Origin of the sequence: Campylobacter lari subsp. concheus, from assembly GCF_008245025.1 — a bacterium.
Lineage (GTDB): Bacteria > Campylobacterota > Campylobacteria > Campylobacterales > Campylobacteraceae > Campylobacter_D > Campylobacter_D concheus.
This window is the reverse complement of the sequence record NZ_CP043426.1, coordinates 821,336-834,854: the sequence shown is the minus strand read 5'-3', so window position 1 is coordinate 834,854 and position 13,519 is coordinate 821,336. Positions and strand designations below refer to the sequence as shown.

The 13,519-nt window shown below is 29.4% G+C and carries 12 protein-coding genes; 8 read left to right on the top strand and 4 right to left on the bottom strand.

Features of this window, described 5'->3' with window-relative positions; genetic code table 11:
- Both CLCT_RS04370 and gltS read left to right on the top strand, forming a co-directional pair.
- A complete protein-coding gene (locus CLCT_RS04370) occupies positions 1 to 1,341 on the top strand; it encodes a TolC family protein (RefSeq protein ID WP_149062374.1) in 1,341 nt (446 codons plus the stop codon).
- Positions 1,342 to 1,456: 115 nt separating this feature from the next.
- On the top strand, positions 1,457 to 2,665 hold the full coding sequence (gene gltS / locus CLCT_RS04365; protein WP_149062373.1) for a sodium/glutamate symporter: 1,209 nt from the start codon (positions 1,457 to 1,459) through the stop codon (positions 2,663 to 2,665).
- 23 nt (positions 2,666 to 2,688) lie between these two features.
- On the opposite strand, the gene nth is transcribed toward gltS, so the two are convergent.
- Positions 2,689 to 3,315: an endonuclease III gene (nth, locus tag CLCT_RS04360; protein WP_149062372.1), complete on the bottom strand. Its 627-nt coding sequence runs from the start codon at positions 3,313 to 3,315 to the stop codon at positions 2,689 to 2,691.
- A gap of 79 nt (positions 3,316 to 3,394) precedes the next feature.
- Between nth and CLCT_RS04355 the strand changes: the two genes are divergently transcribed.
- From CLCT_RS04355 to CLCT_RS04335, 5 genes are all read left to right on the top strand, one after another.
- Entirely contained in the window at positions 3,395 to 4,210 is an 816-nt protein-coding gene (locus tag CLCT_RS04355; RefSeq protein WP_039618453.1) for a major antigenic peptide/PpiC-type peptidyl-prolyl cis-trans isomerase, read from the top strand.
- Positions 4,210 to 5,274, top strand: a complete 1,065-nt coding sequence (gene fbaA / locus CLCT_RS04350) for a class II fructose-bisphosphate aldolase (protein ID WP_149062371.1) — start codon at positions 4,210 to 4,212, stop codon at positions 5,272 to 5,274. Before CLCT_RS04355 ends, fbaA begins: the two co-directional genes overlap by 1 nt.
- Before the next feature lie 75 nt (positions 5,275 to 5,349).
- Positions 5,350 to 6,681 (top strand): MotA/TolQ/ExbB proton channel family protein, encoded by a 1,332-nt coding sequence (locus tag CLCT_RS04345; protein WP_039668461.1) that lies wholly within the window; start codon positions 5,350 to 5,352, stop codon positions 6,679 to 6,681.
- On the top strand, positions 6,668 to 7,618 hold the full coding sequence (locus CLCT_RS04340; protein ID WP_149062370.1) for an OmpA family protein: 951 nt from the start codon (positions 6,668 to 6,670) through the stop codon (positions 7,616 to 7,618). Before CLCT_RS04345 ends, CLCT_RS04340 begins: the two co-directional genes overlap by 14 nt.
- Positions 7,605 to 8,489: a 1-aminocyclopropane-1-carboxylate deaminase/D-cysteine desulfhydrase gene (locus CLCT_RS04335; RefSeq protein WP_149062369.1), complete on the top strand. Its 885-nt coding sequence runs from the start codon at positions 7,605 to 7,607 to the stop codon at positions 8,487 to 8,489. Before CLCT_RS04340 ends, CLCT_RS04335 begins: the two co-directional genes overlap by 14 nt.
- On the opposite strand, the gene CLCT_RS04330 is transcribed toward CLCT_RS04335, so the two are convergent.
- Positions 8,460 to 9,824, bottom strand: coding sequence for a sodium-dependent transporter (locus CLCT_RS04330; protein ID WP_039668458.1), 1,365 nt, complete (start codon positions 9,822 to 9,824; stop codon positions 8,460 to 8,462). The two genes, CLCT_RS04335 and CLCT_RS04330, sit on opposite strands and share 30 nt — an antisense overlap.
- A gap of 102 nt (positions 9,825 to 9,926) precedes the next feature.
- On the opposite strand from CLCT_RS04330, the gene CLCT_RS04325 reads away from it, so the two are divergent.
- On the top strand, positions 9,927 to 11,102 hold the full coding sequence (locus CLCT_RS04325; RefSeq protein ID WP_170230436.1) for an NAD(P)/FAD-dependent oxidoreductase: 1,176 nt from the start codon (positions 9,927 to 9,929) through the stop codon (positions 11,100 to 11,102).
- On the opposite strand, the gene CLCT_RS04320 is transcribed toward CLCT_RS04325, so the two are convergent.
- Both CLCT_RS04320 and dsbD read right to left on the bottom strand, forming a co-directional pair.
- On the bottom strand, positions 11,095 to 11,748 hold the full coding sequence (locus CLCT_RS04320) for an MOSC domain-containing protein (RefSeq protein ID WP_170230435.1): 654 nt from the start codon (positions 11,746 to 11,748) through the stop codon (positions 11,095 to 11,097). The two genes, CLCT_RS04325 and CLCT_RS04320, sit on opposite strands and share 8 nt — an antisense overlap.
- Positions 11,748 to 13,439 (bottom strand): protein-disulfide reductase DsbD, encoded by a 1,692-nt coding sequence (dsbD, locus tag CLCT_RS04315; RefSeq protein WP_149062366.1) that lies wholly within the window; start codon positions 13,437 to 13,439, stop codon positions 11,748 to 11,750. The genes CLCT_RS04320 and dsbD overlap by 1 nt, the downstream gene beginning before the upstream one ends.
- Positions 13,440 to 13,519: the final 80 nt, after the last annotated feature.

Here is a 13,519-nt window from a genome sequence, read left to right as displayed (position 1 = left end):
ATGAGAATATTTTTTTTATTTTTTATAGCCTTTTTTTTAAATGCTTGTGTAGGTGTAAAATTAGAGCAAGTATCTCAAGATCAAATAAAAAAAGAATATTTTGAAGATTTTAATGCAAGCAAGGCTTGGTGGGAAAAATATAATAATCAAGATTTAAATAATATCTTAAAAGCTATTATTGATAATAACAAAGATCTAAATGTAGCAAGAGTTAATTTTTTAAGCACTTTAGCTAGATATAAGCTTTTAAATTTAGATTTTTATCCTACTTTGAGTGGAAATTTAGGTGTAAATATAAGAAAAAATTTAAACAATGGTGCAGAAATGCATAGTTTTTCAAATGGCATTATGTTAAATTATGAGCTTGATATATATGGAAAAATTTCAGATCAAGTTGCTAGTTCTGAATTTTTAGCAAAAGCAAGCGAATATGAGTTACGTTCTTTAGAACTTGATACGATTAATTTGGCAATTAATAGTATTTTTGAATTAATTTATTTTAATGATGTAGATCGCTTGCTAAACAATCATTTAAAAAATCTTGAACAAATGCTAGAAATTTATACTACTAAATTTGATTATGGTAAGGTTGAATATATTGATCTTTTAAATATCAAAAAGTCTTTATTAAACACTAAACAAAACATCATTACAAATTTGCAAAATAAAGACTTAACACTTAAAAATATAAAAAATTTGCTAGGTAAAGATGATGAGCGTTTGATTAATAAAATACTAAATTACACTCTTGAGGATTTTTATTTGCAAAAAATTAATTTTGATATAGAGTTAAAAATGCTTGCTTATAGACCACAGGTTCAAGCAAAACTAAATCAACTTATGGCTTCTTATAAGGATTATGCAAGTGTGCAAAAAAGCATTTTGCCTAGTATAAAAATATTAGGAAATTTAGATGGGAGTGATAAAAATTTTGATGAAAGTTTTAAATTTTTAATCTTAGGAGGTAATGTTGTTATTGACTTACCATTTTTGGACTTTTATAGAGTAAGACAAAATGTAAAAATTTCTGAATTTACATACCAAGCACGCTTATATGAGTATAAAGACGCATTACAAAGAGCTATCCATGAGTTTAAACTTTGTTATGAAAACGATAAATACTACAATGATTTGTTAAATTTAGTAAAAGATATTAATACCAATCAAGCAAAAATTACACAATTATATTTTGAAAAATATGAATTAGGGCGTAATGAGCTAAAAGATTATCTTGATGCAGATGCTTTGCTTATTAATTCACTTCAAGAGCTTAGTAGAGCGAAACTATCTTTGCTTAAAAATATTAATTTGTATCATAATATAGTATTGATTTCAGAGTAAAATAGACTTAAAAATGTTTCATTTTGTAATATCTTAGTAAAGAGTAGTGTTTAATTGCGTTGTTTTTAAAGTCATTTAGATTACAATTGATAAGTAAATCAAACAAAGGAGAGATATGAAATTTGATTTTTATGCAACGCTAGTTACTATGGTTATAGTATTGCTTTTGGGCGTTTTTGTCATTAAAAGGGTAAAATTTCTTCGTGATTATAATATCCCTGAGCCAGTTGTTGGTGGTGGAATAGCTGCGATTATTCTTTTAATCTTACATAGTTCTTTTTCATTAGACATTAAATTTGATGAATCTATGAAAGATCCGTTAATGCTTGCATTCTTTTCAAGTATTGGTTTGTTAGCCGATTTTGCTTCATTAAAAAAAGGTGGTAGAAAATTAGCGGTTTTTTTAGTTGTAGTTGTTGGCTTGCTTTTTGCGCAAAATATAGTTGGTATAGGCGTAGCAACTGCCATGGGACAAAATCCACTTATGGGGCTTATAGCAGGTTCTGTTACAATGAGTGGTGGTCATGGTACAGGTGCGGCTTGGGCGGCTGAATTTATTAAAGAACCTTATTTGTATTCTAGTGCAACTACTATTGCTATTGCTTGTGCGACTTTTGGACTTATTTCAGGTGGTATCATAGGTGGTCCTGTTGCGAGATATTTGGTTAATAAACATAAATTAGTAGTTCCAAAACAAAATGATGATAAAGATGCGATTTTAAATTTCCAATCTCCAGAAAAAGAAAGATTGATCACTCCATCTTCTTTTATAGAGTCTTTAGCATTGATTGCTTTATGTTTATTAATAGGTAATGCTTTATCTACTTATATTAAAGCAAACACAGGTTTTACTTTACCAACTTTTGTGTATTGTCTTTTTGTGGGTGTTGTTTTAAGAAATATTTTATCAGCTACAAAAATTCACCATGTGTTTGATAGAGAAGTATCAGTTTTAGGTAATGTAAGCTTGTCTTTATTCTTAGCTTTGGCGTTAATGACTATTAATCTTTGGGATCTAGTAACCCTTGCACTACCGATGCTAGTAATTTTAGTAGTACAAGTTGCTATGATGGCTGCTTTTGCTATATTTGTAACCTTTAGAGTATGTGGAAAAGACTATGATGCAGCAGTTTTAGCAGCAGGACATTGTGGTTTTGGTTTAGGTGCTACTCCAACAGCTATGGTAAATATGCAAACTGTAACAAATCACTATGGTATGAGCCATATGGCATTTATTATTGTACCTTTAGTAGGTGCATTTTTCATAGATATAGTAAATGCTTTAGTGATTAATGCTTTCTTATATCTACCATTCTTTCATTAAAATCATCTAGCACTAATTTAGTGCTAGATTAACTTTTTATCTTTGCTCTTACATAAATGATTTAAAAAACACTCTTTACATAAAGGATTTTTAGCCTTGCATGTATAGCGTCCAAAAAGCACCATAGCTTGATGAAGATAGTTTAGATTATCTTTAAAAATTTTAGTTAAATCTTTTTCAGTTTCTTCAGGGGTTTTGGCTTTGCTAAGATTAAGTCTGTGTGAAACTCTAAATACATGGGTATCTACAGCCATACAATTAGTCCCGCACCATTCTATCATCACTACATGTGCAGTTTTTTGTCCTACTCCTGCTAGAGTTTTTAAATCTTGCTCATTCATAGGGATTTCACCATTAAATTGCTCACAAACTGCTTGAGCCATTTTGATTAAATTTTGTGCTTTATTATTATAAAATGAGCAAGAATTAATCAAAAGCTTCAAAGATGATAAGTTTGCCTTAGCTAAATTTTGCACATTAGGATAAGCTTTAAATAAAGCCGGCGTGATGAGATTGACCCTTTTATCGGTACATTGAGCTGAGAGCATAACACAAACTATAAGTTCATAAGCATTACTAAAAACTAATTCTGTTTTTGCTTGTCCAAAATGTTCTAAAAATAATTTTTTAATTTCTAAATTTCTTTTCATAAACTTATTGTATGTTAATCGGCTTTAAATAAAGTTTAGATATAATAAAATCAACAAAACTATTTCAAAAGGAAAAACAATGAAAAAAATTTCTTTAGTTGCTGCGGCTTTGTTAACGGGTTTGAGTTTAAATGCTGCGGTGGTTGCAACCCTTGATGGAAACAATATCAGTGATACAGAAGTGAATGAATTTTTTGCTCCTATGTTAAGAGGTGCTAAAATCACTGATTTACCAGCTGAACAAAAAAAAGCAATTATTGATCAATATATTGTTCAACAACTTGTATTAAAAGACGCTAAAGCTCAAAAAATAGAAAATGATCCTTCATATAAAGAAGAATTAGAGCGTGCTAAAGAAGCTATTTTGGTAAATATCTACCAAAAGAAAATTTTTGATTCAATTAAAAATAATGATGCTAAAGCTAAAAAATTCTATGAAGCAAATAAAGATAAATTTACCAAACCAGCTCAAGTGAAAGCTAAGCATATTTTGGTAACTAGCGAAAAAGAAGCTAAAGATATTATTGCCGAGCTTAGTAAGCTAAGTGGAAAAGCTTTAAATGATAAATTTGCTCAACTTGCAAAAGAAAAATCAATTGACAAAGGTTCTTCAGCTCAAGGTGGCGATCTTGGTTGGTTTGCTGAATCAACTATGGTAAAACCATTTGCTGATGCAGCTTTTTCTATGAAAAAAGGTACTATTTCTAAAACACCTGTAAAAAGTGATTTTGGATATCATATTATCTTAAAAGAAGATGCTAGGGCAAAAAGTACTATGAGTTATAATGAAGTAAAAGCAGGTATTGAAAGCAATATCAAAATGGAAGAATTTAAAGAACTTATGAATAAAAAAGCTCAAGAACTTCTTCAAAAAGCAAAAGTGGAATACAAATAATGGGTGTATTAGATCTTGTTAAGCCAGGTGTTTTAAGCGGTGATGATCTAAATATCGTGTATAATCATGCAAAAAAAGAAGGATTTGCTATCCCTGCGGTAAATGTCGTAGGGACAAATTCTATCAATGCGGTTTTAGAAAGTGCTAAAAAAGTTAATTCACCTGTGATTATTCAGTTTTCAAATGGGGGAGCTAAATTTGTAGCAGGAAAAGCTTGCCCAAAAGCTGAAGTAATTGGTGCTATAAGTGGTGCAAGACATGTGCATTTAATGGCAAAAGCTTATGGAGTTCCAGTGATTTTACACACAGATCATGCTGCTAGAAAATTACTTCCTTGGATTGATGCTTTGATTGAAGCAAATATTGAGTTTAAAAAAGAAACAGGCAAGCCTTTATTTAGCTCTCATATGATTGATTTAAGTGAAGAGGATTTAGAAAGTAATCTAAGTACTTGCGAAAATTATTTAAAGCAAATGTCTGAGCTTGGGATTTCTTTGGAGCTTGAGCTAGGATGTACGGGTGGTGAAGAAGATGGAGTGGATAATACTAATATCGATAATGCAAAATTATACACTCAGCCTGAAGATGTAGCACTAGCTTATGAGAGACTTTCTAAAATTAGTGATAGATTTTCAATCGCAGCTAGCTTTGGTAATGTACATGGAGTATATAAACCAGGAAATGTGATTTTAAGACCTGAAATTCTTAAAAACTCTCAAAATTATGTAAAAGAAAAATTCAATCTTGGTGAAGAAAAACCAATCAATTTTGTTTTCCATGGTGGCAGTGGTAGTGATATAGAAGATATCAAAGCAGCACTTAGCTATGGTGTGATTAAGATGAATATTGATACAGATACACAATGGGCTTTTTGGGATGGTGTTAGAGAGTATGAACTTAAAAATAAAGCTTATTTGCAAGGACAAATTGGCAATCCTGAAGGTGATGATAAGCCAAATAAAAAATACTATGATCCAAGAGTATGGCTTAGAGCGGGAGAAGAGAGTATGATTAAACGCTTAGAGTGTGCTTTTAGTGATTTAAATTGTATCGATAGAAACTAAGAGTTTTATAACTCTTAGTTGATTTTCCTGTGAAGATTTCAAATTTTTAGAGCAAAATTAACAAAGGTTTATAAAATGGAAGTTAAAACAACTGATGATTTTTCTGATCTTGTATTGCCTGAGGGAAAAGGTAGTACAGGAATTGTTGCTTATTTAAAGATTATTTTTATTCCTGCTATATTGTATATTTTAGTGCTTTTAGGATATTTTGGAAAGATTGATTTTAAAGTAGAATTACATAGTGTTATAATGATAGGGATTATCTTTTTAGTGGCTTTGATTTTTGCTAGACATAGTGCTGATTATGCTTCAAGTATTTTTGAGCAACAAAAAGATGAATTTAAGCTTATATTAAAACGCTATATTATGAAGCATTTTTTAGTTATAGGTAAAGAAACAAAGTCAAACGCTAGTTTTGATGATTTTGCTTATGCTTATGTGAAAGATTTGAGAAATGAAAATTTTGCTTCTGTGGGTGCAGCTATTTTTCCTATGCTTGGTATTTTAGGAACTTTTATAAGTATAGCCATGTCTATGCCAAATTTTAATTCAAGCGACACAGCAGGTTTAGAACAAGAAATTTCAGTTTTATTAAATGGAGTAGGAACAGCCTTTTATGTATCAATTTATGGAATTTTCTTAGCACTTTGGTGGATATTTTTTGAAAAATATGGCAGTAGTAAATTCCAAAAACTTCTGAATCGTCAAAAAAACGCAACAAGTGATTTTTTCTGGTCTAAAGAAGAAATTGATAGAAAATATCTTCAAGAAAGTTTGCAACATTTTGAAAAAATAGGCACGATTTTTGAGCATGTGAGTAATGAGGAATTTTTTAAAGAATTAGATAATACAATAGATAGAAAATTCAAGGTTTTTCAAGAGCTTGTAAATGCTGAGGAAAAAGCTGTAAGATTAAGCAGTGAGCATGTAAAACAAACTATGAGCGATTTGTCTAAAACCCAAAGAGAGCAAAAAGATATAGTTAAAACTTACAGCGAGATTGCAAATGCGGTAAATATGCTAAATTCAAACATAAAAGATTTAACTTTAAGAATTTCAGAGCAATACAATAGACTCTTAGATGTGAGTTCAGATAAGATTGTGCATTTGGATAAAAGTGTGAGTGCTTTGGATGAAAAGGTGAATAATTTTTCAAATAATATTGAAAAATATCAAAATCTTATGCTTGATAATCAAACTAAACTTTTTGAAGGTTTTAGGGCAAGTATTATAGAGGGTATGCATACTTTTAAAGAAGCATATGAAGATGAAAAAAATATCGATGAAAAAATTTCACTAATGCAAGAATTTAAAGAAGAAAGCAAAGAACTAGATGAGCAAACAACGCAAGTTATTGCAAAGCTTGAAAATCAAAAAGAAGATGAAAAAATAGATGATAAAAAATAATTCTAACAATGAAGAACATAATTTTTGGATAGCTTATGCAGATTTAATGGCGGGCTTGCTTTTTATATTTATTTTGCTTATTGGAGCTATAGTTGTTAAGTATGTTTTAACTCAAAGTGATTTGCAAATCATAAAAGAAAATCTACAAAAACAAGAAGAGCGCTTAAGAGAGAACAAAGAAGAATTAAACCAAAAAGAAGATATTTTAAAAAATCTTAGCCAAAAACTAAATAATACTTCAAGCACACTTGATGATGTTAATAAGCAAAAACAGGCTTTAGAGGCTAATATTACTAAACTCAACCAAGATTTAAATTCAAGTTTGGATGAAAAAGATCAACAAATTTTTGCTTTGCTTGAGAGATTAAACAAAAAAGATGAAGAAATCAAAGAATTAGAGCGTAATTTTGATGAGGCAAAAAGTAAAATCAAAGAATTAGGTTTAATCAAAGAAAATACCATTAAAAATCTTCAAGCAAAATTTGATACTAATATTACTTTAGATTCTAATACAGGGGCGATAGTTTTACCTTCTGAAGTACTTTTTGATACAAATTCTTTTACGCTAAAAGCTCAAGCAAAAGAGAATTTGAAAACGATTTTAACGCAGTATTTTGACAATATTTTAAAAGATGAAAATATCTTAAATAGCATAGAAAATATAGTCATAGAAGGTCATACAGATAGTGCAGGTTCTTATATATATAATCTTGATTTATCGCAAAAAAGAGCTTATGCTGTGATGAGTTTTATATACTCATTTTATAAAGATCCAAGATTGCAAAAACTTTTAATGGCAAGTGGTAGGTCTTATTCTGATGTAATTATAAAAGATGGTAAAGAAGATAAAGAAGCAAGTCGTAGAATAGAGATTAAGTTTAATATCAATACAAATAATGCTTTAGAAAAGGTTGAAAAATACCTTGATAGCAAGTAGAATTGATGTTTTAAAATACAAAGATTTCGAATTTTTACTCAAAAGAGATGATTTACTAGGTTATATCAATGGAAATAAGGCTAGAAAACTAGTCTTTTTTGAAAAAAATAAACATTTGTTTAAAAAAAGACAAAGATTTATTTCCTTTGGCTCTTCTCAAAGCAATGCTTTGGTTGCTTTAGCTAAGTTTTGTTATGAAAATGATTTTTTGCTCATTTTTGTTTGTGAAAAAATGAGTTCTTTTTTAAAAGAAAATCCCCATGGAAATTTAGAATTTGCATTAAAACACAATGTGGAGTTGATAGAAAATACAAATTATCCTACAAGAAGATTACAGGCTTTAGCCTTAAAAAAAGATGATGATGTTTTTATAGAAGAGGGTGTGGCTATAAAAGAAGCTGAATTTGGATATCAACAACTGGCTTTAGAGCTTAGTGAGCAATTGAATGAAAATGTAAGTATTTTTTTACCTTCAGGTACAGGAACTTCTGCGGCTTTTTTGGCTAAACATAGCAAATTTAAAGTTTTTACATGTGCTTGTGTGGGAGATAGTGCGTATTTAAAAGAGCAAATTTTAAGCTTAGAGCCAAATTATGATTTTAATAATTTAACCATACTAAATCCACCTAAAAAATATCATTTTGCTAAGCCTTATTTGGAATTTTATAATCTTTATCAAGATCTAAAAAAAGAATGTGGAGTGGAGTTTGATTTGCTTTATGATATGGTGGGTTTTAAAACTTTATTAGCTCATAAAGAGCAACATGATGGAAAAATCTTATATATCCATCAAGGAGGCCTTGAAGGAAATATAAGTATGTTAAAGCGTTATGAGTATAAATTAAAAAATACCAAAATAAAAAATCACTAAGATAACCAAAGGTATAATAAACTTAACATAGTAATACCATAGTTTAAAAATACTTCCTTTTAGAGTATTTTGATTAGAAAGCTCATAAATAGCATCTTTTTTAAGTATCCAACCTATATATATACAACAAAAAAATGCGGTTAAAACAAAGAATATATTTCCACTAATAAAATCAAAGCTATCAAAAATATTTTTTCCTTTGACGATAGTAATATCTTTTAAAGGACCATAAGTAAGTATGCATGGTAAATTTCCCAAGACAAAAATACTTCCAAGCGTTAGATTGATAGCAGTATTTTTAGCTAGTTTAAATTTTTCTTCCAAAACACTGATAATTACTTGATAAATTGGCAAGCTTGTGGTAAGTGCAGCGATGATTAAAAGTAAAAAGAAAAACACACAAATTACATTTCCAAAAGGTATATGTGAAAATGCAACAGGTAAGGTTTTAAAAACCAAAGATGGCCCACTATCAGGGGTTAAACCTACGCTAAATAAAGCAGGGAAAATCATAAAACCAGCAAGTACTGCTATGAGAGTATTTAAAATTCCTGTATAAACAGAAGTTTTGATTAAATTCTCATTTTTCTTAAGGTGAGAAGATAAGGTTATCATTACACCAAAACCCAAAGATAAGGCAAAAAATACTTGCCCTAAAACGTCTATAAACAATTTAGGAGTGATTTTGGAAAGATCAGGAGTAAGGTAAAATTTCACGCCCTCACTTGCTCCCTCAAGTGTTAAATTACGCACAACAACAACCAAAAGACAGATAAATAAAAATGGCATAAGGTATTTTACTGACTTTTCTATGCCATCAATCACACCTTTTTTTAAGATAATCCAGTTAATTATCACGAATATAGTAGTAAAAATTCCTATTAACAAAGGATTATTTTCTATAGTAGAGCTATAAAATTCGCTTGTATATTGAGCATTAATGGGGTTTGAAAGGTTAAAATCGCCTATGATGATTTTAAAAATATAAGCCAAAACCCATCCGCCTATTACCATATAATAAGCCATAATTCCAAAACTACCTAAAAGTCCCATATAGCCAACACCTTGCCAAGAATTAGATATTTTAACCCCATCGCTTGTTTTTCCGCCAAAAGCATCGACTGAATTTAGCATTCTACGTCTTCCTATGACATTTTCAACCAAAATCACAGGAATTCCTATAAAAATCATAGCTATACAAAAAGCTAAAACATAAGCACCGCCTCCATTTTCACCTACTAAGTATGGAAAACGCCAAGTGGCTCCAAAACCAATAGTCGCTCCTGCTACTGTAAGGATATAAGTTAGCGTATTGCTCCAAGTTTGTCTTTGCATGCTTTTTCCTTGCTAAATTTAAATAAAAAATATTTTAAGATAAAAAATAATACCATTATGCCAAATTTTTATTTATTTTTTTATCAAATTAAAGGAAAATCCATGCAAAAAAAGAAAATTTTGTTTTTAGGTGCAGGATATGCTACTTTATCGGCTATAAAAGCCTTACCTGATGAGTTTTTTGAAAAAGCACAAGTGAGTTTGATTAATAACAATTCTTATCATTATCATACTATTTTACTACATAAAGTAGCTTCTAATGAAGATATTTATAGTTCAAAATATGATCTTTTACCTTTATTAAATCCAAAAATCAACTTTATCCAAGATGAAGTTTTAAAAATTTCTAAAGACAAAGTTTTTACTAAAAATAATGAATTTGACTTTGATATTTTAGTATGTGGGCTTGGTTTTGCTAAAGAAACTTTTAGTATTAAAGGTATGCAAGAATATGCTTTGAGTATAGATAATTATGAAAATGCTTTAAAGATTAATGAAATAATATATGAGAAAATAAAAAATTATAAAACTACCCAAAATGAAGATGATTTAAAAATCACAGTTTGTGGCGGGGGTTTAAGTGGAGTTGAATTTGTAGCTTCTTTAGCTAAAGAGCTTAAAATTTTTTGCCAAAAAGAACAAATTGCTTATGAGAAATTAGAACTTTCTATTATTGAGGCTATGGATCAAATTTTACCTATGTTTGATAAAAGTTTGGCTTTAAAAGCAAGGCAAAGGCTAGAAGCACTTGGTGTGAAAGTATATGAAAAATCTAAAATCATAGAATGTGAAAAAAATGGTATAAGACTTGATAAGGGAGAATTTGTTAAAGCTAGTACTATCATTTGGACTGCAGGGGTTAGAGGCAATAGCGTTATAGAAAATAGCTCAGACTTTCCAAGTGCAAGATCGCGTATAGAAGTAGATGCTTTCATGCATCCTTTAAATGTTGAAAATCCATCAAAATACTTTTTTATAGGTGATAATAGTTTATTTAAAAATCCTAAAACCAGCACTCCTTATCCTCCAACAGCCCAGCTTGCATTAAGAGAAGGAGCTTATGTAGCTAAAGCTTTAATGGCTATGATTGATGAGAAGGAATTCAAGCAAGAATTTTCTTTTGTGAGTGGAAATACCGTTTGTTCAATCGGAAATGATTATGCAGTTGGCACAGTTTTACATAAGCCAATTAGTGGTTTTTTAGCAATAAAACTTAAAATTTTTATAGAAAAATTATGGCAGTATCAGCTTATAGGGATAAAAGGATTTTTTAAATAAACATATAAGAATCATCATAAGTATGATTTAATCTAGCCTGAATACTCTCTTTCCATCCTTTTGCTAGGGTGGAAATTTTTTCTAATTTTTCTAAAGAATTTGAATTTTTAAAAGGATTAGAAAATAATTGATTTAACTCCATAATACTTAAATTAGTTTCATCTTTTTGTAAGATTTTGATTTTGTCATTTTTGTTTATTATACCTTCTTTCAAGACTCTATAGTACCATCCATTTCTTCCGCTTTTGAAAATTTCTTGAGTGAAATTTAAGTGATTGTGTATGCTAGAAATTTTAAAACAAGGCTTGCGCGGTTGACTTACTTGTAAAATACAAGTACCTATCTCATGTATATCCCCACAACAAACATTATTTTCATTTAAACCATTAATACTTAAATTCTCTCCCATTTCCCCAAAATTTAAGTATTGATTTAAATAATTATTCCATAAAGTATAGTTTTGCACACTATTTGCAAAAACAACTTTTTCTAAATCTCCATGATGAATTTTATCAGCTATTTCATTATCAAGAATATAATCTGTATAAATTTGCAAAGAATTTAAATAAATATCCTTGATAAATGCTGAATGAAATTTATTATAGTTTTTGATTTTGCCAATTTGCAAAGATTTAATAAAGCTCATCAAGAAACTTTACTTAAAAAATCATTTGCATCTACATAGCCTATAATACGTCCTTTTTCCTCGCCTTTGTTAAAAAATATCATCACAGGAGGCCCAAAAACTCCAAATTCTTTCATAAGAGCTAAATCTTCTTGGCTATTATGTGTCACATCTGCTTTTAAAAGTGTGTAATTAGCAAGCAAATTTTGTACTTTCGTATCTGTAAAAGTATATTCCTCTAAAAGTTTGCAGTTTTCACACCAAGTAGCTGTAAATTCAAGCATGACTGGTTTGGTAGAATTTTGTAATTCTTGCTTAAGTTCTTTTAAGTTTTTAATGGTTTTAAAACTTAAACTAGAGTTATTTTCTTTTGAAGCAAGGTTAAACTCAAGAGGTTTTAGCAAGCTTTTTGAACCCATTGAGCCACCTAAAATTAAACTTAAACTATAGGCTAAAATTAAAATCATACTTGCTTTTTTAAATTTATCAAAATTAGTTTTTGCTTCATCAAATAAACCCATAAAGCTAGCAAAAAATACCCCTATAAGCCCATAAAGCATTAAAATGACATTTGCACTAAGTATTCTTTCTAGCATCCAAACTGCCATGATAAGCATGATAAAACCAAAGAAAATCTTTATTTTAAGCATCCAAGCTCCGCTTTTTAAAAAACTTCCTCCAAGTCCTATTAAAAATAAAGGCATGCCCATACCAAAACTCATCACAAATAAAGAAAGTCCTCCTAAAAATACATCACCACTATTAGTAATGTAAAGCAAAGCCCCTGCTAAAGGTGCAGCCACGCAAGGTCCTACAATAAGAGCTGATAAAAAGCCCATGATAGCTATACCAAAAACTCCGTTTTTACCTTCTATTTTTTTATTAATAAAATTTTGAAATTTAAGTGGCAGTTGTAATTCATAAAGGCCAAACATAGAAAGTGAGAGCAATACAAAGATGGCTGCAAAAGTAATGATAATCCAAGGTTGTTGTAATAAACCTTGTACATTAGCCCCTGCAAGACCTACTAAAGCACCTGCTATAGCATAAGCTAAAGACATAAAAAAGACATAGATAAAAGATAAATAAAAGCTGTATTTTTTAGATGGTTTATCTTTGAGTTTCATTGCGATTAATGATGAAAGAATAGGTATCATTGGTAAAATACAAGGAGTAAGTGCTAATAATAAACCATATCCAAAGAAAGTTAAAAGCGTGATAAATATATTTTGTGTGCTTAAATCATTAGCAATTTGCTCATCTTCGTTTTGTTTTTTAAATTGATCTTTAGTGGATTTTATAGCATAAATTCCATTTTGTTTATTAAGTTCATAATTTACATATACAGGACGATAGCATAAACCTTCTTCTGAGCAACCCTGATAAGCTAAGGAAAGTTTTGCTTTGTTGTTTTTAACAAAATCATCTAATAATAATTGAGGTATAAAAAGTTCAAGTTGGCTAAAGATTACTTCTTTGTTCTCTCTAGTTTGAGTTTGTGGGAAATTTAATAAAGAAGTAATGTCATTTGAATCTAATTCTACTTTGACTTGATCTTTGTAAAGATAAATTCTATCTGCAAGATTGATTTTTAAGAAAATTCCTTGATTATTGCTGTGGGTATTGAGTTTAAAAGCTTCATTGAGTGATAATACTCCATTATTAGCAAAAGCTAAATTTAAAAAAATAAAAAATACCGCTAAAAAACGCATTTTTCTCCTTGAAACTATAAATTAAATTTGTTTTATTTTACTTATTTGTGGTAAATTTAAGTTAATAATTATCCTAAATT

What these genes read in the sequence shown, in the direction of transcription:
- CLCT_RS04370 (WP_149062374.1), top strand. Translation starts at nt 1, where the DNA reads ATGAGAATATTTTTTTTATTTTTTATAGCCTTTTTTTTAAATGCTTGT.
- gltS (WP_149062373.1), top strand. Translation starts at nt 1,457, where the DNA reads ATGAAATTTGATTTTTATGCAACGCTAGTTACTATGGTTATAGTATTG.
- nth (WP_149062372.1), bottom strand. Translation starts at nt 3,315, where the DNA reads ATGAAAAGAAATTTAGAAATTAAAAAATTATTTTTAGAACATTTTGGA.
- CLCT_RS04355 (WP_039618453.1), top strand. Translation starts at nt 3,395, where the DNA reads ATGAAAAAAATTTCTTTAGTTGCTGCGGCTTTGTTAACGGGTTTGAGT.
- fbaA (WP_149062371.1), top strand. Translation starts at nt 4,210, where the DNA reads ATGGGTGTATTAGATCTTGTTAAGCCAGGTGTTTTAAGCGGTGATGAT.
- CLCT_RS04345 (WP_039668461.1), top strand. Translation starts at nt 5,350, where the DNA reads ATGGAAGTTAAAACAACTGATGATTTTTCTGATCTTGTATTGCCTGAG.
- CLCT_RS04340 (WP_149062370.1), top strand. Translation starts at nt 6,668, where the DNA reads ATGATAAAAAATAATTCTAACAATGAAGAACATAATTTTTGGATAGCT.
- CLCT_RS04330 (WP_039668458.1), bottom strand. Translation starts at nt 9,824, where the DNA reads ATGCAAAGACAAACTTGGAGCAATACGCTAACTTATATCCTTACAGTA.
- CLCT_RS04325 (WP_170230436.1), top strand. Translation starts at nt 9,927, where the DNA reads ATGCAAAAAAAGAAAATTTTGTTTTTAGGTGCAGGATATGCTACTTTA.
- CLCT_RS04320 (WP_170230435.1), bottom strand. Translation starts at nt 11,748, where the DNA reads ATGAGCTTTATTAAATCTTTGCAAATTGGCAAAATCAAAAACTATAAT.
- dsbD (WP_149062366.1), bottom strand. Translation starts at nt 13,439, where the DNA reads ATGCGTTTTTTAGCGGTATTTTTTATTTTTTTAAATTTAGCTTTTGCT.